This window comes from Fodinicola acaciae (assembly GCF_010993745.1).
Lineage (GTDB): Bacteria > Actinomycetota > Actinomycetes > Mycobacteriales > HKI-0501 > Fodinicola > Fodinicola acaciae.
Window position 1 is genome coordinate 1,860,564 of sequence record NZ_WOTN01000003.1, and the last position, 17,647, is coordinate 1,878,210.

The 17,647-nt window shown below is 68.9% G+C and carries 16 protein-coding genes and 1 pseudogene; 13 read left to right on the forward strand and 4 right to left on the reverse strand.

All coding sequences use genetic code 11. The features are described 5' to 3' along the window. The first annotated feature begins 19 nt into the window (after window positions 1-19). From mshD to phoU, 8 genes are all read left to right on the forward strand, one after another. A complete protein-coding gene (gene mshD, locus GNX95_RS35110; RefSeq protein ID WP_163511926.1) occupies window positions 20-880 on the forward strand; it encodes a mycothiol synthase in 861 nt (286 codons plus the stop codon). Between the two features lie 69 nt (window positions 881-949). After that, window positions 950-1,432 carry an RNA polymerase sigma factor gene (locus GNX95_RS35115; RefSeq protein WP_163511927.1) on the forward strand — a complete coding sequence of 161 codons (483 nt, stop codon included), beginning with the start codon at window positions 950-952 and terminating at the stop codon, window positions 1,430-1,432. Continuing rightward, window positions 1,429-2,580, forward strand: a complete 1,152-nt coding sequence (locus GNX95_RS35120; RefSeq protein ID WP_163511928.1) for a WD40/YVTN/BNR-like repeat-containing protein — start codon at window positions 1,429-1,431, stop codon at window positions 2,578-2,580. The genes GNX95_RS35115 and GNX95_RS35120 overlap by 4 nt, the downstream gene beginning before the upstream one ends. Window positions 2,581-2,803: 223 nt before the next feature. Continuing rightward, window positions 2,804-3,910, forward strand: coding sequence for a phosphate ABC transporter substrate-binding protein PstS (gene pstS, locus GNX95_RS35125; RefSeq protein WP_163511929.1), 1,107 nt, complete (start codon window positions 2,804-2,806; stop codon window positions 3,908-3,910). A 108-nt stretch (window positions 3,911-4,018) separates the two neighbouring features. Next, the gene (gene pstC / locus GNX95_RS35130; RefSeq protein WP_163511930.1) at window positions 4,019-5,158 is read left to right on the forward strand and encodes a phosphate ABC transporter permease subunit PstC; all 1,140 of its coding nucleotides are present in this window, start codon (window positions 4,019-4,021) and stop codon (window positions 5,156-5,158) included. 4 nt (window positions 5,159-5,162) lie between these two features. Continuing rightward, entirely contained in the window at window positions 5,163-6,242 is a 1,080-nt protein-coding gene (pstA, locus tag GNX95_RS35135; RefSeq protein ID WP_163511931.1) for a phosphate ABC transporter permease PstA, read from the forward strand. A gap of 18 nt (window positions 6,243-6,260) precedes the next feature. Continuing rightward, window positions 6,261-7,037 (forward strand): phosphate ABC transporter ATP-binding protein PstB, encoded by a 777-nt coding sequence (pstB, locus tag GNX95_RS35140; protein WP_163511932.1) that lies wholly within the window; start codon window positions 6,261-6,263, stop codon window positions 7,035-7,037. 9 nt (window positions 7,038-7,046) lie between these two features. Then, the gene (gene phoU / locus GNX95_RS35145) at window positions 7,047-7,733 is read left to right on the forward strand and encodes a phosphate signaling complex protein PhoU (protein WP_222854146.1); all 687 of its coding nucleotides are present in this window, start codon (window positions 7,047-7,049) and stop codon (window positions 7,731-7,733) included. A 51-nt stretch (window positions 7,734-7,784) separates the two neighbouring features. Here the strand turns inward: phoU and GNX95_RS35150 are convergent, their stop codons facing one another. Both GNX95_RS35150 and GNX95_RS35155 read right to left on the reverse strand, forming a co-directional pair. Further along, window positions 7,785-8,774, reverse strand: coding sequence for an inorganic phosphate transporter (locus GNX95_RS35150; RefSeq protein WP_281356987.1), 990 nt, complete (start codon window positions 8,772-8,774; stop codon window positions 7,785-7,787). Window positions 8,775-8,777: 3 nt separating this feature from the next. Further along, window positions 8,778-9,404, reverse strand: coding sequence for a DUF47 domain-containing protein (locus tag GNX95_RS35155; RefSeq protein ID WP_163511933.1), 627 nt, complete (start codon window positions 9,402-9,404; stop codon window positions 8,778-8,780). Between the two features lie 131 nt (window positions 9,405-9,535). Here GNX95_RS35155 and GNX95_RS35160 point away from each other — a divergent pair, with 131 nt between their 5' ends. Further along, the gene (locus GNX95_RS35160) at window positions 9,536-9,838 is read left to right on the forward strand and encodes a VanZ family protein (protein ID WP_222854147.1); all 303 of its coding nucleotides are present in this window, start codon (window positions 9,536-9,538) and stop codon (window positions 9,836-9,838) included. Between the two features lie 576 nt (window positions 9,839-10,414). On the opposite strand, the pseudogene GNX95_RS35165 reads toward GNX95_RS35160, so the two are convergent. Next, window positions 10,415-11,056 (reverse strand): annotated as a pseudogene (locus GNX95_RS35165) (ABC transporter substrate-binding protein); the annotation flags it as partial. Window positions 11,057-11,147: 91 nt separating this feature from the next. Between GNX95_RS35165 and GNX95_RS35170 the strand changes: the two are divergent. The 3 genes from GNX95_RS35170 to GNX95_RS35180 all read left to right on the forward strand — a co-directional run bounded on the left by GNX95_RS35170 (window position 11,148) and on the right by GNX95_RS35180 (window position 15,727). Beyond that, window positions 11,148-12,065, forward strand: coding sequence for a sigma-70 family RNA polymerase sigma factor (locus GNX95_RS35170; RefSeq protein ID WP_163511934.1), 918 nt, complete (start codon window positions 11,148-11,150; stop codon window positions 12,063-12,065). A 206-nt stretch (window positions 12,066-12,271) separates the two neighbouring features. After that, complete coding sequence (locus GNX95_RS35175; protein WP_163511935.1) at window positions 12,272-13,240, forward strand: sodium:calcium antiporter; 969 nt, start codon at window positions 12,272-12,274, stop codon at window positions 13,238-13,240. 429 nt (window positions 13,241-13,669) lie between these two features. Then, entirely contained in the window at window positions 13,670-15,727 is a 2,058-nt protein-coding gene (locus tag GNX95_RS35180) for an ATP-dependent DNA helicase (RefSeq protein ID WP_246281856.1), read from the forward strand. Window positions 15,728-15,914: 187 nt separating this feature from the next. On the opposite strand, the gene GNX95_RS35185 is transcribed toward GNX95_RS35180, so the two are convergent. Then, complete coding sequence (locus tag GNX95_RS35185) at window positions 15,915-17,156, reverse strand: AI-2E family transporter (protein ID WP_222854148.1); 1,242 nt, start codon at window positions 17,154-17,156, stop codon at window positions 15,915-15,917. Window positions 17,157-17,240: 84 nt separating this feature from the next. Here GNX95_RS35185 and GNX95_RS35190 point away from each other — a divergent pair, with 84 nt between their 5' ends. After that, a complete protein-coding gene (locus GNX95_RS35190; RefSeq protein ID WP_222854149.1) occupies window positions 17,241-17,582 on the forward strand; it encodes a GroES family chaperonin in 342 nt (113 codons plus the stop codon). The last annotated feature ends 65 nt before the right edge of the window (window positions 17,583-17,647 follow it).

A 17,647-nucleotide genomic window follows, 5' to 3' on the forward strand; every position in this document is an offset into this window, starting at 1 on the left:
GCCGGTAGTTTCCGTCGGCATGGTGACTGTGGAACGACCAGGTGCGCTGTCCGAGGCGGACGCGACCGCCGTACGCGATCTCGTCGCGGCCGCGACCGAGACCGACCAGGCCAGTCCGCTGTCGGAGGCGGCACGGTTGCGGCTCGGTGGCACCGACGCGGTGCATCTGCTCGTACGCAACGGATCCGGCATCGTCGGCTATGCGCAGCTGGACGCCGACGGCACCGCAGAGCTCGCCGTCCATCCATCGGCCCGGCGGCATGGCATCGGCCGCCGGCTGCTGGTCGAGGCGATCCGCGCCGGCGAACCGGATGCGGTGCGGGTGTGGGCTCACAACGAACATCCCGGAGCGCTCGCTTTGGCGGCATCGCTCGGACTGCGGAAAACGCGGTCGTTGTGGCAGATGCGCATGCCGCTCGGTGACCTGCCGGCGGCGTCGGTCCCCGATGGCGTGACCGTACGCACTTTCGTTGCCGGACAGGACGACGACGCCTGGCTGAAGCTCAACGCGCTGGCTTTCTCGCACCATCCCGAGCAGGGCTCGTGGACCGCCGCCGACCTGGCCGCGAGGCTCGCCGAGCCGTGGTTCGACCCGGCCGGCTTCTTCCTCGCCGAGTCCGACGGCGAGCTGCTCGGATTTCACTGGACGAAGTCACATTCGGCACAGCTCGGCGAGATCTACGTGCTCGGCGTGAGTCCGCGTGCGCAGGGAATTGGCCTGGCGAAAGCGTTGTCGCTGGTCGGCCTGCGATATCTGCGCGACACCGGCCACACCGAGGCGATGCTCTACGTCGAGGAGGACAACGCCCCGGCGGTCGGTCTTTATCGCCGACTCGGCTTCACGCACACCACCACCGACGCGATGTTCCGCAGCGGCTGAAAAGTCGGGTGGACCCGATCGCACACCCTCGTACGTCGATGCTGAGGAAGGCGAGACGAGGGGGCCGGCATGCTCGAGCAGCTCTACCGGGACGCCGGCCGGCAACTGGTGCTGGCCGCGTACGCGCTGACCGGTGACATCACCGAGGCGCAGGACGCGGTGCAGGAAGCGTTCGTACGCGCGTGTGCGCGGCCGGGAATGCTGGACGACACCGACAATCCGGTGGCGTGGATGCGTACGGTCACGCTCAACATCGCCCGCGACCGGCACCGCCGCCGGCAACGGATGGACCGGTTGCTGCGGCGCCGCCGGCCCGAGGACACGGTGCCGGAGATCTCACCGGATCGTGTCACTTTGCTGGCCGCGCTGAGAAAACTGCCGGAGCGCCAGCGCGAGGTGGTGGCGCTGCACTATCTCGTCGACCTGCCGACCGAGGAAATCGCGCAGTTGTTGCGGGTGCCGGTCAACACCGTGAAATCCCGCCTGTTGCGCGGAAAACAGGCGCTCGCCGGACTGCTGACCGACCGCACACCGACCGGAGGCCGGACATGACCGTCGACCAGGAACACCTCACCCAGGCCCGCCGCGACGTCATGGCGCAGGCGCAGTTGCCCGCCTGGGAACGGATAGACCAGAAAGCGCGCAACCGGCGGCGGCGCACGCGAACGTCGTTCGCGGCGGCCGGCGTCGCGCTGGTCGCGGTCAGCGCGGTCGGCGCCGTCGACGTGAAGGCGCACCTGGACCGGGACCGCGGCGCGATCGCCTCGGTCGCGCAGGCGCTGCCGGCGCAGACCAACCGGTGCGGCGTTTATCCGTCCTCGGAAAAGGAAATCTACGTCATCTACAGCGGCGAGCGGAGTTGCTTCGCCGGCGCGGTCTCCTATCTCACCCGTACGGTCGACGGTGGCCGGACGTGGCAGACCTGGCAGGTGCCGGCGAATGTCAACTGCGACGGCGCGCCGCTGGTGACGCCACTGGCCAGCGGCACCGCGGTCATGTGCGACCTGATCACCCACGACAGCGGCGAAACCTGGGACACCCTGCCGGCTGGTCGGCCGGTCGTCGAGGCCGTGCCGGCCGGCTGGATCGTCCTGCCCGGCACCAGCATCACCAGGAGCACCGGACAGCTGACCGTCATCGACCCGGTCACCGGGCGACGTGCGCTGCTGGCGCACTCGCTCGCGCTTCCGGGCGGCGAGGAGCTGGTCGTGACCGTCAATGGCTGGCCGCGGCTCAACTCCGACGGCTCGATCTGGGCCATGTCCTCCCAGCTCGCGCTCGGCCGCGGCCGGATCAGCCTCGACCGCGGCCGGACCTGGCATACGGTCACGCTGCCGGGCCACCGCGGCAACGGCACCAACTCCGAGCTCACCACGTACGACGGACGCGTCGGCTACATCGTGGCCGACGATTCCGAGCAGTACGTGCAGATCCTGCGGACCACCGACGGTGGCCGCAGCTGGCAGCCGATGGCCAGGCAGGAGCGGTCTGACGAACTGCTGGCGACAGCCGCCGGCGGTCTCATCGCCATGAAGGCCACCGGCCCGGAGCTGAGCACCGACGGTGGCCGTACGTTCCGGAAGCTGACCGGTGTCGCCGGCGTGATCGTACGGACCGCGACCGGCGCGTACTTCGCCGACGGCAGCGTCTCGGTTTCCGACGACGGTGTGCACTACCAGCGCATCCAGCCGCCGCGATAGGCCCCGCCGATCGGCCGATGATCCATCCGCCAAATGGCGGTTCACCTCGCCGCAATGTCCCGTTTTCCGCCATGACCTGCAACACATCCAGTGATGTTCACTCTCCGTTTACCCTCAGCCGGATATCGCGCAACCTCACCTCCCTAGCTTGGCCCTCGGACCGGTGCACCGCGCCGGTCACCGGCAGCGCTGCCGGGAACAGGCTTCTCTCGGAGGAAAGAACGTGAAGTTGCAGCGGCACGGCGTCTCCGCCTGCCTTCTGGCAGTCACCGCTGCGAGCGCCGTCGCGCTCGCCGGCTGTGGATCGGACAACACCCCCACCACCGGCGGCTCCGCGAGCGGCAGCGCCGGCGCGGCCGACTGCGCGACCGGCCAGATCAGCGCCGAGGGCTCGACGGCGCAGGGCAAGGCCATGGACGCGTGGACGCAGGCGTACGGCAAGAAGTGCGGCGCCAGCGTCACCTACAACAAGACCGGCTCCGGTGCCGGCGTCACCGCCTTCAGCGCCGGCAAGGTCGCCTTCGCCGGCTCGGACTCCGCTCTGAAGGACAGCAACACGCCGGCCGCCGACAAGCGGTGCGGCACCGGCAAGGCCATCGACCTGCCGATGGTGGTCAGCCCGATCGCGGTCGCGTACAACCTCAAGGGGGTCAGCAAGCTGACCCTCACCCCGGACGCGGTCGCCGGCATCTTCGCCGGCAAGGTCACCAAGTGGAACGACCCGGCGATAGCCAAGTCCAACGCCGGCGTCACGCTGCCGGCCACCACGATCACCACGGTGCACCGGTCCAAGGACTCCGGCACCACCGACAACTTCACCAAGTTCCTGGACGCGCAGTCCAAGAGCATCTGGACCTTCGGCACCGGCCAGGCCTGGAAGGCACCAGGCGGCAAGGGTGCGCCGGGCTCGGCCGACGTGATCTCCGCGGTCAAGGGCACCGACGGCTCGATCGCGTACGTCGACGGCCCGGACGCCAAGACCAACAACCTCACCGTCGCCGCGCTGGACTTCGGCCAGGGCCCGGTCGAGCTGTCCACCGACACGATCGGCAAGGCGATCGCCGCCGCGCAGGTCAAGCAGACCGGCAACGACATCAAGCTCACCCTCAACTACGGCCTCAAGCAGGCCGGCGCGTACCCACTGGGCCTGGTGACCTACGAGATCACCTGCGAGAAGGGCCTGCCGGCCAGCCAGTCCAAGCTGGTCAAGTCGTTCCTGACCTACACCGCCAGCGCCGAGGGCCAGGACGCCGCCGCCGCGGCCGGCCACGCCAAGCTGCCGGCCGACCTGCAGACCAAGGTGCAGGCCGCGGTGTCCGCGATCAGCTAGTGACCGAATATTCGCCAAACCGGGCCAAGTGGTCGTCGCTGACGCGGCGGCCACTTGGTCGTACCGAGGCACTTTCCTCAGGGGCCCCTTCGGAAGGCAGGTGCGGCAATGCCGGATGAGACCAAAGACGCGTTGTCGGTGCGTCTGGACGTGACCGAGACCGCGGCCGACCGCCGCGAGGTGGCACGTGACATCGCCGGCGACAACGGTGTCCTGCCGGTCGAGGAGCACGCGCCGCAGGACGCGTCGGCGCTGGAGCCTGCGGGCGTACGCACCCAGGCTCAGCCCGTCACGCGTACGCGGCTGGCGGACGCGAAGTCGACCAAGCTCGGCGACTCGGTGTTCCGCGGCATCTCCACCACCGCTGGCACGCTGATCCTGATCATCATGGCCGCCATCGCGGCTTTCCTGATCTACAAGGCGATCCCCGCGCTGGCCGCGAACTCGTCCAACTTCTTCACCACCACCGACTGGTTTCCCGACGCCAACGGCGCCACCGGCAAGCCGTCATTCGGCATCGCGGCGCTGACCTTCCACACCGTCATCACCTCGATCCTGGCGATGATCGTGGCCGTACCGATCGCGATCGGCATCGCGCTGTTCATCACCTACTACGCGCCGCGCCGGGTCGCCGCCGCGCTCGGCTATCTGGTCGACCTGCTCGCCGCCGTACCATCGGTCGTCTTCGGCCTGTGGGGCCTGTTCTTCCTCGCCCCCAACCTGCGGGAAACCGCGCTGTTCCTGGACAGGTGGCTCGGCTGGACGGTGATCTTCGACTACCGCCCGGACAGCGTGCCCGGCAACCGCTCGGACTTCACCGCCGGCCTGGTGTTGGCGATCATGATCCTGCCGATCGTGTCGGCGATCGCGCGCGAGATCTTCCGCCAGGTGCCGACCAGCCACGTCGAAGGCGCGCTGGCGCTCGGCGCCACCCGCTGGGAGATGATCCGGCTGGCGGTGCTGCCGTTCGGCCGCGCCGGCCTGGTGTCCGCGGCGATGCTCGGCCTCGGCCGCGCGCTCGGTGAGACGCTGGCGGTCGCGACGATCCTGTCGGCCGCGTACAACCTGAACGTGCACGTCCTGGAGGACGGCGGCATCACCTTCGCCTCCAACATCGCGCTGAAATACAACGAGGCCGGCGATGTCGGCACCGGCGCGCTGGTCGCCTCCGGCCTGTGCCTGTTCGTCATCACCCTGCTGGTCAACTCGGTGTCGCAGCTGATCCTGCGGCGCCAGGCGAAAGGCTGACGAGATGACCACTTTTTCGCCTGAGATCAGGGAAACCCTGCGCGGCAACAAGCTGCCCCGGTGGCTGCCGTGGGCCATCGCGGCCGGCTCGATCGCTTTGGTGGCGGTGATTTTCGCGATCACCGGCAGCCGCAGCGGCCTCGGCTTCACCGTGCTGTCCGGCCTGGTCTTCGTGGTCGCGCTCACCGCCACCAGCTTCGCGGTGGAGGGCTCGCGGCAGGCCCGCGACCGGCTCTGCACGACGGCCGTCTACACCGCGTTCGTACTGGCCGTCGCTCCGCTGCTGTCGATCGCGATTTTCACCGTGTTGCGCGGATATCGCGAGCTGAACGGCAACTTCCTCACGCACTCGATGTTCCTGATCAACCCGGCGCAGGAAGGCGGCGGCATCTACCACGCCATCCTCGGCACGCTGCTGGTCAGCCTGATCTGCGCGGTGATCGCCGTACCGATCGGCATCCTGACCGCGGTCTATCTTGTCGAGTACGGCGAAGGAAAGCGGCTGGCGCGCGCGATCAGCTTCTTCGTCGATTTGATGATGGGTGTGCCGTCGATCGTCGCCGGCCTGTTCATCTACGCGTTCTGGTTGCTGGCACTGGGTTTCCAGTTTTCCGGCTTCGCCGGCGCGCTGGCGCTGGTGATCCTGATGCTGCCGGTGGTCGTACGCAACAGCGAGGAAATGCTGAAGTTGGTGCCCAACGAGCTGCGCGAGGCGTCGTACGCACTCGGCGTGCCGAAGTGGCGCACCATCACCAAAATCGTGCTGCCGACCGCCTTCTCCGGCATCGTCACCGGTGTCGTGCTCGGCATCGCCCGCGCGATGGGTGAAACCGCTCCGCTGCTGCTTCTGGTCGGCACCAACCCGAAAATCAACTTCGAGCCGTTCAGTTTCTCGCTGACCGACCCGAACCCGATGGAGACGCTGCCGACCTACATCTACGAGCAGCTGGTCACCGCGGCCGGCAGCACCGCGGCGCCGGCGTACTACCGCGCCTGGGCCGCGGCGCTCGTCCTCATCGTCATCATCATGCTGTTGAACGCGCTGGCGCGGTTCGCCGCCCGTTTCACCAAAGCCCGCGGCTGAGCCTCCGGAGAAGGAATAATGGCCAAAAGCATCGACGTATCGGACCTGAACATCTACTACGGCAACTTCCTTGCCGTCGAAGGTGTTTCGATGAACATCGAGCCGCGCAGTGTCACGGCCTTCATCGGCCCGTCCGGCTGCGGCAAGTCGACCGTGCTGCGTACGCTCAACCGGATGCACGAGGTGATCCCCGGCGCGCGGGTCGAGGGGAAGGTGCAGCTGGACGGCGAGGACATCTATCACAGCTCGGTCGACCCGGTGAACGTACGCCGGACGATCGGGATGGTTTTCCAGCGTCCCAACCCGTTTCCGACGATGTCGATCTTCGACAACGTGATCGCCGGCCTGAAGCTGCAGGGCCGGCAGTCCCGGTCCAAGCTCGAGCAGATCGTGGAGAAGGCGTTGAAAGGCGCCAATCTCTGGAACGAGGTGTCCGACCGGCTGAACAAGCCGGGTGCCGGCCTGTCCGGCGGCCAGCAGCAGCGGCTGTGTATCGCGCGCGCGATCGCGGTCGAGCCGCAGGTGCTGCTGATGGACGAGCCGTGCTCGGCGCTCGACCCGATCTCCACGCTGGCGATCGAGGACCTGATCGGTGAGCTGAAAGAGCGCTACACGATCGTGATCGTCACGCACAACATGCAGCAGGCGGCGCGGGTCAGCGACCGTACGGCCTTTTTCAACCTGTCCGCGGTCGGCAAGCCGGGACAGCTGATCGAGATGGCCGACACGCAGAAGATCTTCACCAATCCGTCGGACAAGCGCACCGAGGACTACATCACCGGCCGGTTCGGATAAAGTGCGTTGGTGGTCCGGCGCACTGACTTCCTGGTCCAGATCGCGGACGTACGGGCCACTCTCGTACGGATGACCGGGCTGGTCAGGGACGCGGTCGCGGACGCCAGCTCGGCGCTGCTGACCGGATCCGTCGAGGTGGTCCCGCGGGTGCGGTCGCTGCGCGCCGAGGTCGACGCGCTGGCCGGCCGGGTCGAGCAGGAGGTCTACATGGTGCTGGCCCGCCAGCAGCCGGTCGCGACCGACCTGCGTACCGTGCTGGCGGCGCTGCGAGCGGCCGGTGACCTGCACCGGATGGGGGTGCTGTCGTCGCATCTGGCCAGCGTCGCCGAGCGTCGCCATCCGGCTCTGGCCGTGCCGGCCGAGCTGTCCGCCGTCGTCAGCGAGATGGCCGCGGTCGCCGAGCGGCTGGCGGTGAAGGCCGGCTCGGTGATCGCGCATCTGGACGTCGGCCTGGCCGACGAGCTGGTCGCCGACGACGACGCGATGGACGCGTTGCACCGGCAGCTGTTCTTCATCCTGCTGACCGACTGGCCGCACGGCGTCGAGGCGGCCATCGACATCACGCTGGTCAGCCGCTATTACGAGCGGTTCGCCGACCACGCGGTGTCGATCGCCGAGGAGGTGCGCTATCTGGTGACCGGTGACCGGCCACCCGTGCACACCGACGACGAGCCCTGGCTGCGTCCGGCCGACTGATCGCATGGCCACCATGCGTGCGTCCAGCGCACGCATGGTGGCCATGCGAACTTAGGTGACCAGGCCGGCCACGACGTACGCGAGCGCCGCGACCGCTCCGGCGGCCGGGAAGGTCAACACCCAGGCCATCACGATGTTGCCGGCGACACCCCAGCGTACGGCCGACACGCGTTTGGTCGCGCCGACACCCATGATCGCGGAGGTGATGGTGTGCGTCGTGGAGATCGGCGCGCCGAAGCCGATCGCCGCCACGTAGAGGATGACCGAGGCGGTGACCTCGGCGGCGAAACCCTGCGGCGGTCCCAGCTCGATGACCTTGCGGCCGAGCGTACGCATGATCCGCCAGCCACCGGCGTACGTGCCGGCCGAGAGCACCGCGGCGGACACGAAGAAGACCCAGATCGGGATGTCGTTGCCGGTGTGGAAGCCGCCGACCTGCAGCGCCAGCACGACGATGCCCATGGTCTTGGCGGCGTCCTGCATGCCGTGGCCGAAGGCCATGCCGGCGGCCGAGCAGCTCTGCGCCCAGCGGAAGCCGCGGTTGAGCTTGCCGGGGTTCTTCTTCCGGAAGATCCAGTAGATCGCCAGCATCACGAAGTATCCGGCGACCAGGCCGACGACCGGTGAGATCACCATCGGGATGACGACCTTGTCGACCACACCGGCCCAGTAGACGATCGAGCCGGCGGCCAGCGCGGCGCCGACCATGCCGCCGATGAGCGCGTGCGAGGACGATGACGGCAGGCCGAAGTACCAGGTGGTGAGGTTCCAGGCGATCGCGCCGATCAGGGCAGCGAAGACCACCAGCAGGCCTTCGGGTCCCGGTTTGAGGCCGATGATGCCGCTGCCGACGGTGGCCGCGACCTTGGCCCCGAGGAACGAGCCGAGGAGGTTGCCGACGGCGGCCAGTGCGAGCGCGGCGCGCGGGGTGAGCGCGCGGGTCGAGACCGAGGTCGCGATGGCGTTGGCCGCGTCGTGGAACCCGTTCGTGTAGTTGAACGCCATCGCGACCAGGATCACGACGACCACGGCGATCAGCACCGGTCAGGACTCCTTGACGGCGATGGTCTCGACCGTGTTGGCGACGTGCTCGAACGCGTCGGCGGCCGCCTCCAGCTCGTCGGCGACCTCCTTGAGCTTGAGCACGGTCAGCGCGTCGTACTCGCCGGAGAAGAGGCGTACGAGCAGCATCCGGTAGGCGCGGTCGCCTTCGTTCTCCAGCCGGTTGACCTCGATCCAGTAGGACTCCAGGTCGCGCAGTGCCTTGAGCCGGCGCATCGCGCGCGCGGTGTGCTCGGCGCTGGCCGACAGCACGTCGATCAGCTCGTGCATCTCGCGTGGCAGCGACGGCAGCTCGGACAGTCCGTACAGGTAGATGAGGTTGCCGACCGCCTCCATGTGGTCCATCACGTCGTCCAGCTGGGATCCCAGCCGGTAGATGTCCTCGCGGTCGAACGGTGTCACGAACGTCGAGTTGAGCGTACGCAGCATCCGGTGTGTCACGTCGTCGTTGTCGTGCTCGATGTCGACGAGCCGGTCGGACACCGACTGGTAGTCGACCTCCGCCTCGCTCAGCTCGGCCAGGATGGCGGCTCCCTTGACGAGGTTGTCGGCCGCCTCGCTGAAGAAGTCGTAGAACTCGTCCGCCTTCGGCCTCAGGTTGAAACGCACGTGGGTCCCTTCGCCGCTGGTCACGGATCGTCTACTCCGTTTGGCATAGTAGGTAAGCGATGGATCCCGATGTAAGCGACGCCCCGGTCTCCCGCTGGCGTCCCGGTTCCGTGCTGTCACGATCGCTCTTCGTGATCGCGGTGGCCGTCACCATGGTCATGCTCTTCGCGCCGGCCCGCGACGTGCCGGCCGGCCCGGAGGGCAGTGACAAACTCGTCCACTGCCTGATGTTCGCCGCGCTCGTGTTCGCCGGCGCGTACGCACGCATCCCGCTGCGCGCGCTGGCGCCGGCCCTGGTCGCGTACGGCGGCGTCGCCGAGCTCATCCAGGGCCAGATCGGCCGCGACGCCGACCTCTGGGACTGGCTCAGCGACTCGGCCGGCATCGCACTCGCTGTCGCGGTGGTGCTGTTCGTACGCTCCAGACACCACTGATCTACCTGCTACAGCGCGAAACTGTCGTACCCACATGGCAGTCTTGGCCCCCACCCAGATCGGGTGGGGGGTGGGTTCGCGTTGGAAACTTAGATAAGTTAGAAGTTGATCTTCGAATCGACCCCATGCGGCCCCTTAGTCACTGTGGCCTCTCTAGTCACACCGACCCCAGGGCGCGATGCACGCATGGGGGCCTTGCGTGCGCTGGACGCACGCATGGGGGCCTTGCTACCAGACGCCAAGCGCGCAAAACGGGCATGTAGCGCTCCATCGACGCGCTGGTCGGCGCCCGTGCCGCCGATCTACCTGCTACGGCGCGAAACTGTCGTACCCAGGTGGCAGTTTTGGCCCCCACCCAGATCGGGTGGGGGGTGGGTGAGAGGCCTTTCGCCTCGACGAAAATTTGCGTCATGGTGAGCCTCTCGACCCACCCCCCACCCGACCACTGGGTGGGGGCAACTTTGGTCGAGGGGTACGACAGTTTCGCGCCGGTCTCGGCGTGTCGCGGTCAGCTGGTCTGGGCCCGGCCGCGGTCGAAGAGGTCGAGCACCTGTGTCGCGTCCGTGTAGCCGGCGATCAGTGGCGTGCCGATGGGATACACGTGGCCGGCGCGTGCGGCTGCGCTGGCCTTGAAGAGTGTGTTGTCCAGCAGCGTCTACTCGGCCGGCCGGTCGCCGGTGCGCGGCCGTGGAAGATCACGGTGCCGTCGATCAGGTCCGCCAGGTCCTCGTCGCTGAGCGACGCGTTGCGGCTGCCGCGCGCGGACGCGGCGTCCAGAGCGGTCACCTTGGCCGACGACGCCGACGGCGCGAAGCGAGCGCCGGCGGCCACCAGGATCTTGCCGATCATCGAGGTCGGCGAGGCCGCGGTGAGCGACGTCCGGTCGAAGGTGTCAAGGACGTTGATGGTGTTCTTCGCCAACGCGGCCGCACGTGCCTGCCTGATCTGCGCGGCCCGTTGCGCGTACGCGCCGACCAATGTCCGCAGCGCCGCCTCGCAGTTGACGACATCCGCGATGACCGCGACACGGTGCTGCCAGTCGGCGCGTTTCGTACCGTCGATGCCGATGAGGACGACCGGGGCGATCTGCCGCAGCTTGACCAGCGCGGCGGCCGGGGTCAGGTTGACCGCGAAGATCACATCCGGTTTCAGGCTGGCGATCTTCTCGACGGTCGGCTCCGGTCCCCTGCTGACCTGGGAATGTTCCGGATCCTTGCGGTCGCCGGTACGGTCACCGGTCCAGCGAAGGCGAGTCTCACAGCCGGCACGCTATGTGCGGTTAACCTAACAAGACGTTCGCCGCGATGTGATGGAAGATGAGCGCGTGCCAGTGGTCGACGTGGAACGCTTCGAAACGCACCGCCGCCACCTTTTCGGTGTGGCCTACCGGATGCTCGGCACCGCGGCCGACGCCGAGGACGCCGTGCAGGAGGCCTGGCTGCGGCTGCAGCGTGCCGACACGAGCCGGATCGACGACCTCCGCGCGTGGCTGACCACCGTGGTCGGCCGGATCTGCCTCGATCAACTGCGGTCGGCGCGGGTACGCCGCGAGGCGTACGTCGGGCCGTGGCTGCCGGAGCCGATCGTCACCGGCGCACCGGCCGACGGCATCCGGCCGGTCGGCGGTCCCGATCCGCAGACCGCGATCGAGCTGGACGAGTCGGTGCGGATGGCGCTGCTGGTCGTCCTCGAGGAGCTCTCTCCCGAGCAACGCGTCGCGTTCGTGCTGCACGACGTTTTCGCCGTACCTTTCCCAGAAGTCGCCGACACGCTTGGCGTCAGCCAGGCCGCGGCGCGCCAGCTCGCGTCACGCGCGCGCCGGATCGTCGCCGACGCGGAGCCGCCGACGCGAGCGCCGCTGCCCCGGCAGCGACAGGTCGCCGACGAGTTCATCAAGGCCTGCGCGACCGGCGACCTGGAGGCGCTGACCAAGCTGCTGCATCCGGACGTCGTCGCGCGCGGCGACGGTGGCGGCCAGGTCTCCGGCGCTGGCCGGCATCCGATCCGCGGCGCCGAGAAGGTCGCGCGGCTGTTCCTCGGCCTGTTCCGGAAGTTTCCGCAGGCGACCATCGAGTTCGTCGGCGTCAACGGCGATCTCGGCATGCTGATCACCGGCGACGGCGTACCCACCGACGTGTCGTCCTTCGCCATCGACGACGACGGCCTGATCGTGTCGGTGTTCAACCAGGTCAACCCCGACAAGCTGCGGCGCGTACGAGCACAGTGACCAGACGCACGTACACCTGGTCGTAGGCGCCGGGTAAGGTCGCTGCCGAAGGGGAGTAGTCCCCCGTCGGTCGTCGACATACTCCGGGTCCCATGACCCGGCGGTGACCGGGCCCCGCACCGGGGTGGACGAGACCTTCGACCACAGGTGACATGTGTCGCCGCGGTCGAGGGGCGTCCGACCGTGGTGGTGCGGGAAGGCTTTCAGTGCTGCATTTCGTTGGCCTCGCGTTGTGCGCGGTGGCGGTCTATTTCGCGTGCGAGTGGTTCGTCAACGCGATCGAGTGGCTCGGACCCCGGCTGCGGCTCGGGTCGCTGGCCGTCGGGACCGTACTGGCGGCACTTGGCACGGCACTGCCGGAAAGCGCGGTGACCTTCGCGGCCGCCGTGGTCGGCAAGTCGCCGGACATCGCGGTCGGCGCGGCGATGGGTGGACCGCTCGCGCTGGCGACCGTCGCGTACGCGGTGACCGGCTGGATGCTCTTTCGCCGGCGCGCGGAGCGATCCGTCGACACGCGCAAGCTGGCGCGCGACCAGGCCTGGTTTTTGGTCATCTTCACGGTGAAACTCGGCCTCGGACTGGTCGCCTTCGCGATCAAGCCGTGGCTCGGACTGCTGATGTTCGTCGCGTACGCGGTGTATTTCGTCGTAGAGATCCGCCGCACCGACGACGGCGAGGACGCCGCGCAGGCGCCGTTGTTGTTGCAGCGCAAGCGATCGCGACCGTCGACCTGGGCCATTGTCGTGCAGGCGCTCGCGACTCTGGTCATCATCCTGGTCGCGTCGCAGCTTTTCGTACAACAGCTGGAATCGGCCGCCGGCATCCTCGGCCTGCCGGCCGAGGTGACCGCGTTGCTGCTGTCGCCGGTCGCCACCGAGCTGCCGGAGATCATGAACGCGATCATCTGGGTGCGCGCGGGCAAGCCGCAGCTGGCCCTGGCCAACATCTCCGGCGCGATGATGATCCAGGCGACCGTACCGAGCGGGATCGGCCTGATCTTCACGCCGTGGATGTTCAGCGTGCCGCTGGTGATCGCCGGCGTGGTCACGATGGCCGCGATCGGCTATCTGCTGGTCGTACTCCGGCGCGGACGGCTGTCGCCGGTGACGCTGTCGGTGACCGGTGTTTTCTATCTGGCTTTCGCCGCGCTGCTCATTCCGGCGCTGGCCGGCTGAGGCCTGCTTTTCGGCCGCTACGCTTGACCCTTGCGGGACAGTCGGTGACCGCGGCCGGGTGTCTCGCGCATCGAGTGCGGAAAATCCCGCATCTCAGGGCCGGTTTTACCGGAATTTTCCCAGCCACACCGATGTCCGGTTTGTTCGTTCTCCCCCGTAGGCGAGCTTTGGCTACCCGCTGCGTGCGGCCACCTCCTCGACCGACGCCAGCTCAGCGCACGACCAAGATCAACTTCCTACTTGTCTAAGTTTCCACGCGAACCCACCCCCCGCCCGATTTGGGTGGGGGCTCAGATTGACGTGGGGGTACGACAGTTTCGCGGTGTAGCGGGTAGATGGCGGTGGAAGTGGGTGCGAAACCCTGTGGACAACGGTGGATCGGTGGATAACGTCGCGGGACCGTCGGACCGCAACGGTAGCGTCGGGGTCGTGCCGAAGTCCGCTGACTCACCGCTCCGTGCCGACACTCCTGACGCGGAGGCGTCGACCGTGCTGGATGCCGCCGTGGGTGCGGTGCCGGACGGGGTGGCACGGCCCGGCCAGCAGCGGATGGCGCAGGCGATCTCGGCGGCGATCAGCTCCGGCGAGCACCTGCTGATCCAGGCCGGTACGGGGACCGGCAAGTCGCTCGGCTATCTGGCGCCGGCGCTCGCGTCCGGCCGGCGGACCGTGGTGTCGACGGCGACGCTGGCGCTGCAGTCGCAGCTGGTCGACCACGACCTGCCGCGGCTGGCCGAGGCGGTCGCGCCGGTGCTCGGCCGCCGGCCGACGTACGCGGTGCTCAAGGGCCGCGGCAACTACCTGTGCCTGGCGCGGCTGGACGCCTCGCGGGCGGAGGAGGAGAAGGAGCCGGAAGGCCTGTTCGACGACGGGCCCAAGTGGGTCGCCGCCGCCGGCCGGATGGCCAAGCAGGTGACCCGGCTGCGCGAGTGGGCCGCGCGGACCGACACCGGCGACCGGGCCGAGCTCGACCCCGGTGTCGACGACATGCTGTGGCGTACGGTCTCCACCTCCGCGCGCGAGTGTGTCGGCGCGGCGCGGTGTCCGTTTGGCGCCGAGTGCTTCGCCGAGGCGGCTCGCCAGCGTGCGCGCGATGCCGACGTGATCGTCACCAACCACGCGCTGCTCGCGGTCGACATGGCGATGACCTTCGACGGGGAGCGGCGGATCCTGCCGGAGCACGAGCTGCTGGTGGTCGATGAGGCGCACGACCTGACCGACCGGGTGACCTCGGCGGCGCAGGCGGAGTTCTCCCCGGAGTCGCTGGCCCGTGCCGGCAAGCGGGCCGGCCGCTATTTCGGCAACCGCGAAGGCGAGCGCATCGACGAGGCGGCCGAGGCGTTGCGCATCGCGCTCGACGCGCAGCTGCCGGGCCGGCTGGCGCAGGTGCCTGAGCAGGTCAGCCGCGCGGTGCTGCTCGTCGAGACGGCCTGCCAGGCGGGCATCCGCGCCATCGGCCAGATCGCCGCCGACGACCCCGACCTGGCCAGCAAGCACCAGGCGAAGGCGACCCTGCAGGTGCTCGCCGAGACCGCGCAGCGGCTCATCCTGGAGTCCGACCAGGACGTGATCTGGCTGGAGACCGACGACCGCGGCCGCCGTACGTTGGTGGTCGCGCCGCTGAGCGTCGCCGGCCTGCTGGCGCGCGAGCTCTATCGCGACCGCGTCGTGGTGGCGACCAGCGCGACACTGGCGCTCGGCGGCCAGTTCGAGGCGATCAGCAAGTCGCTCGGCCTGTTCGGCCGGCCGGCCGAGCCCACCGAGCCGGCCGAAAGCGATGAGGACCACGAGGACGAGGCGCCGCGCTGGCACGGCGAGGACGTCGGCTCGCCGTTCGACTATCCGAAACAGGGCATCCTGTACGTCGCGTCGCACCTGCCACGTCCCGGCATGTCCGGCCTGTCCGACGCCGCCGCCGAGGAGCTGGTCAGCCTGGTCGAGGCGGCCGGCGGACGCACACTCGGCCTGTTTTCCTCGCGCAAGGCCGCCGCGGCCGCCGCGGAGATCCTGATGAGCCGCACCGACCTGCCGATCCTGTTGCAGGGCGACGACTCGCTGCCGCTGTTGGTACGCAGGTTCAAGGAGGACCCGGCGACCTGCCTGCTCGGGGTCATGTCGCTGTGGCAGGGCGTCGACGTGCCAGGCCCCAACTGCCAGCTGGTGGTGATCGACCGGCTGCCGTTCCCCCGACCGGACGACCCGCTCACGGCCGCTCGCTCGGCGGCCGTCGACGCCTCCGGCGGCTCTGGCTTCTCCGCGGTGTCGGTGCCGATCGCGGCGATCCGGCTGGCGCAGGGCGCCGGCCGGCTGGTCCGCACGTCCGGCGACCGCGGTGTCGTCGCGGTGCTGGACCCGCGGCTGGCGACCCAGCGCTACGGCACGTACCTGCGCCGCTCGCTGCCGCCGTTCTGGTACACGACCAAGCGCGACACCGTGCTCGGGGCGCTCCGCCGCCTGCGTGCCGACTCGGAGGCGGCGACGGCCTAGGGTCTGTTTCGAACTCCCACGTGGATGAGCGCCGAGATCCAAACGTCGCCTGCCGGTGCCGGACGGAAGCCAAACAGCAGCGCTATGGTGGGTTTTCGGCCGGTGCCGGCAGGCGGCCCGAGAAAGATGTGACAGCGGCTCGGCTATCGCCGCGTGGGACTTCGAAACAGGCCCTAGTGTCCCGACACTAGGGTGCCGCCGGAGCCTCGCCGACCGGCAGCTCCTCGGTGCCCGGCGGATCCTTCGATCGCTGAGCGGCCTTGTTGGCGGCCGCCAGGCTGCGTACGGCGGTGTTCGTCACCGCGAGCAGCGGCACCGCGACCAGGGCGCCGATGATGCCGGCGATGACCAGGCCGGTGGCGATCGCCAGGATCACCGCGAGCGGATGCAGCGCGACCGCGCGACCGAGCAGGAACGGCTGCAGGATGTGGCTCTCCAGCTGCTGCACGCCGACCAGGATCGCGAGCACGATCAGCGCCGCGATCGGCCCCTTGGCGACCAGCGCGACCAGCACGGCGATGGTGCCGGAGATGAAGGCACCGATCACCGGCACGAAGGCGCCGAGGAAGATCACCGCGGCCAGCGGCAGCGCGAGCGGCACGCCGAGGATCGCGACGCCGAGGCCGATGAAGAAGGCGTCCACGAAGGCCACCAGCACGGTGGCGCGCACGTACGCACCGAGGGTCTTCCACGAGTCGACGCCGGCCTGCCGCACCGGCTCGACCGCCTTGCGCGGCAGCAGGCCGGTGACGAACCGCCAGATGTCGCCGCCGTCCCTGAGCAGGAAGAACGTCGTGAACAGCACGATGAACAGGCCGCTGAGCACCTCGGTGATCGTGGTGGTCGCGGTCAGCGCGCCGCTGGCGATGCTGGCCTGGTTGTCCGAGACCACCTTCAGGATGTTGGAGATGACCGTGTCGATCTGCGCCTGCTGCACGTGGAACGGACCGTTCACCAGCCAGGTCTTCACGTCGGTGATGCCTTCGGTGACGTTCTTGGTCAGGTCGGGAAGGCCGTTGAGAAACGCCTGTACGACGCCGTAGAGCACACCGCCGACCGCGGCGATGCCGCCGACCAGCACCAGCGCGGTGGCCAGCGACTTCGGCACGCCGTGGTCGCGCAGCCAGCCGACCGGCCGGTGCAGCAGGGCCGACAGCAGCAGCGACACCACGAACGGGATGACGACGACCGCGAGCGTGCCGAGCAGCTGCGCGATGATGTAGATCGTGGCGCCGACCACCAGCAACCGCCACGACCAGGCCGCCGCGACCCGGATCCCCAGCGGCAGCTCCAGCTCGGCGCTGGTAGGCGCGAACTCCTCGGGGACGGACGAGCCGTTGTCGGCCGGCTTGGTGTCCACCGCGGCCGGGGAACCGGCGCCGGCCGGCTCGGAGTCGGCGCGGCGGAGTCGCTGGAACCAGTTCGGCACGTGACCCCATCCCTTCGTGATCTGGCATCCCACCGTATCGGGTGGTCGGCCACCGGCCGGCGCGGCAGGCTAACGTGGTCTGCCGTGGACGGTGCAAGCACGGACATCGACGGCCAGCTTCCGATCCGGCTGTTGCACGATCGGGTGCTCGTACGCCGCGACGACGGCGAGGGTGAGCGGCGCTCGCTCGGCGGCATCGTCATCCCGGCGACCGCGTCGGTCGGCCGCCGGCTCTCCTGGGCCACCGCGGTCGCGGTCGGCCCGGCGGTGCGCAACATCGAGGACGGCGACCGCGTGCTGTTCGACCCCGACGAGCGCGCCGAGGTCGAGCTGCACGGCAAGGAGTTCGTGCTGCTCCGCGAGCGTGACGTGCACGCGGTGGCGGCAAGCCGGGTCGAGCCCGGCTCCACCGGCCTCTACCTTTAGCCGCTGCCTCTAGGGGCCTGTCTCCATATTCCGCGGGGCGATAGCCGAGCCCAAACGACTCTCAT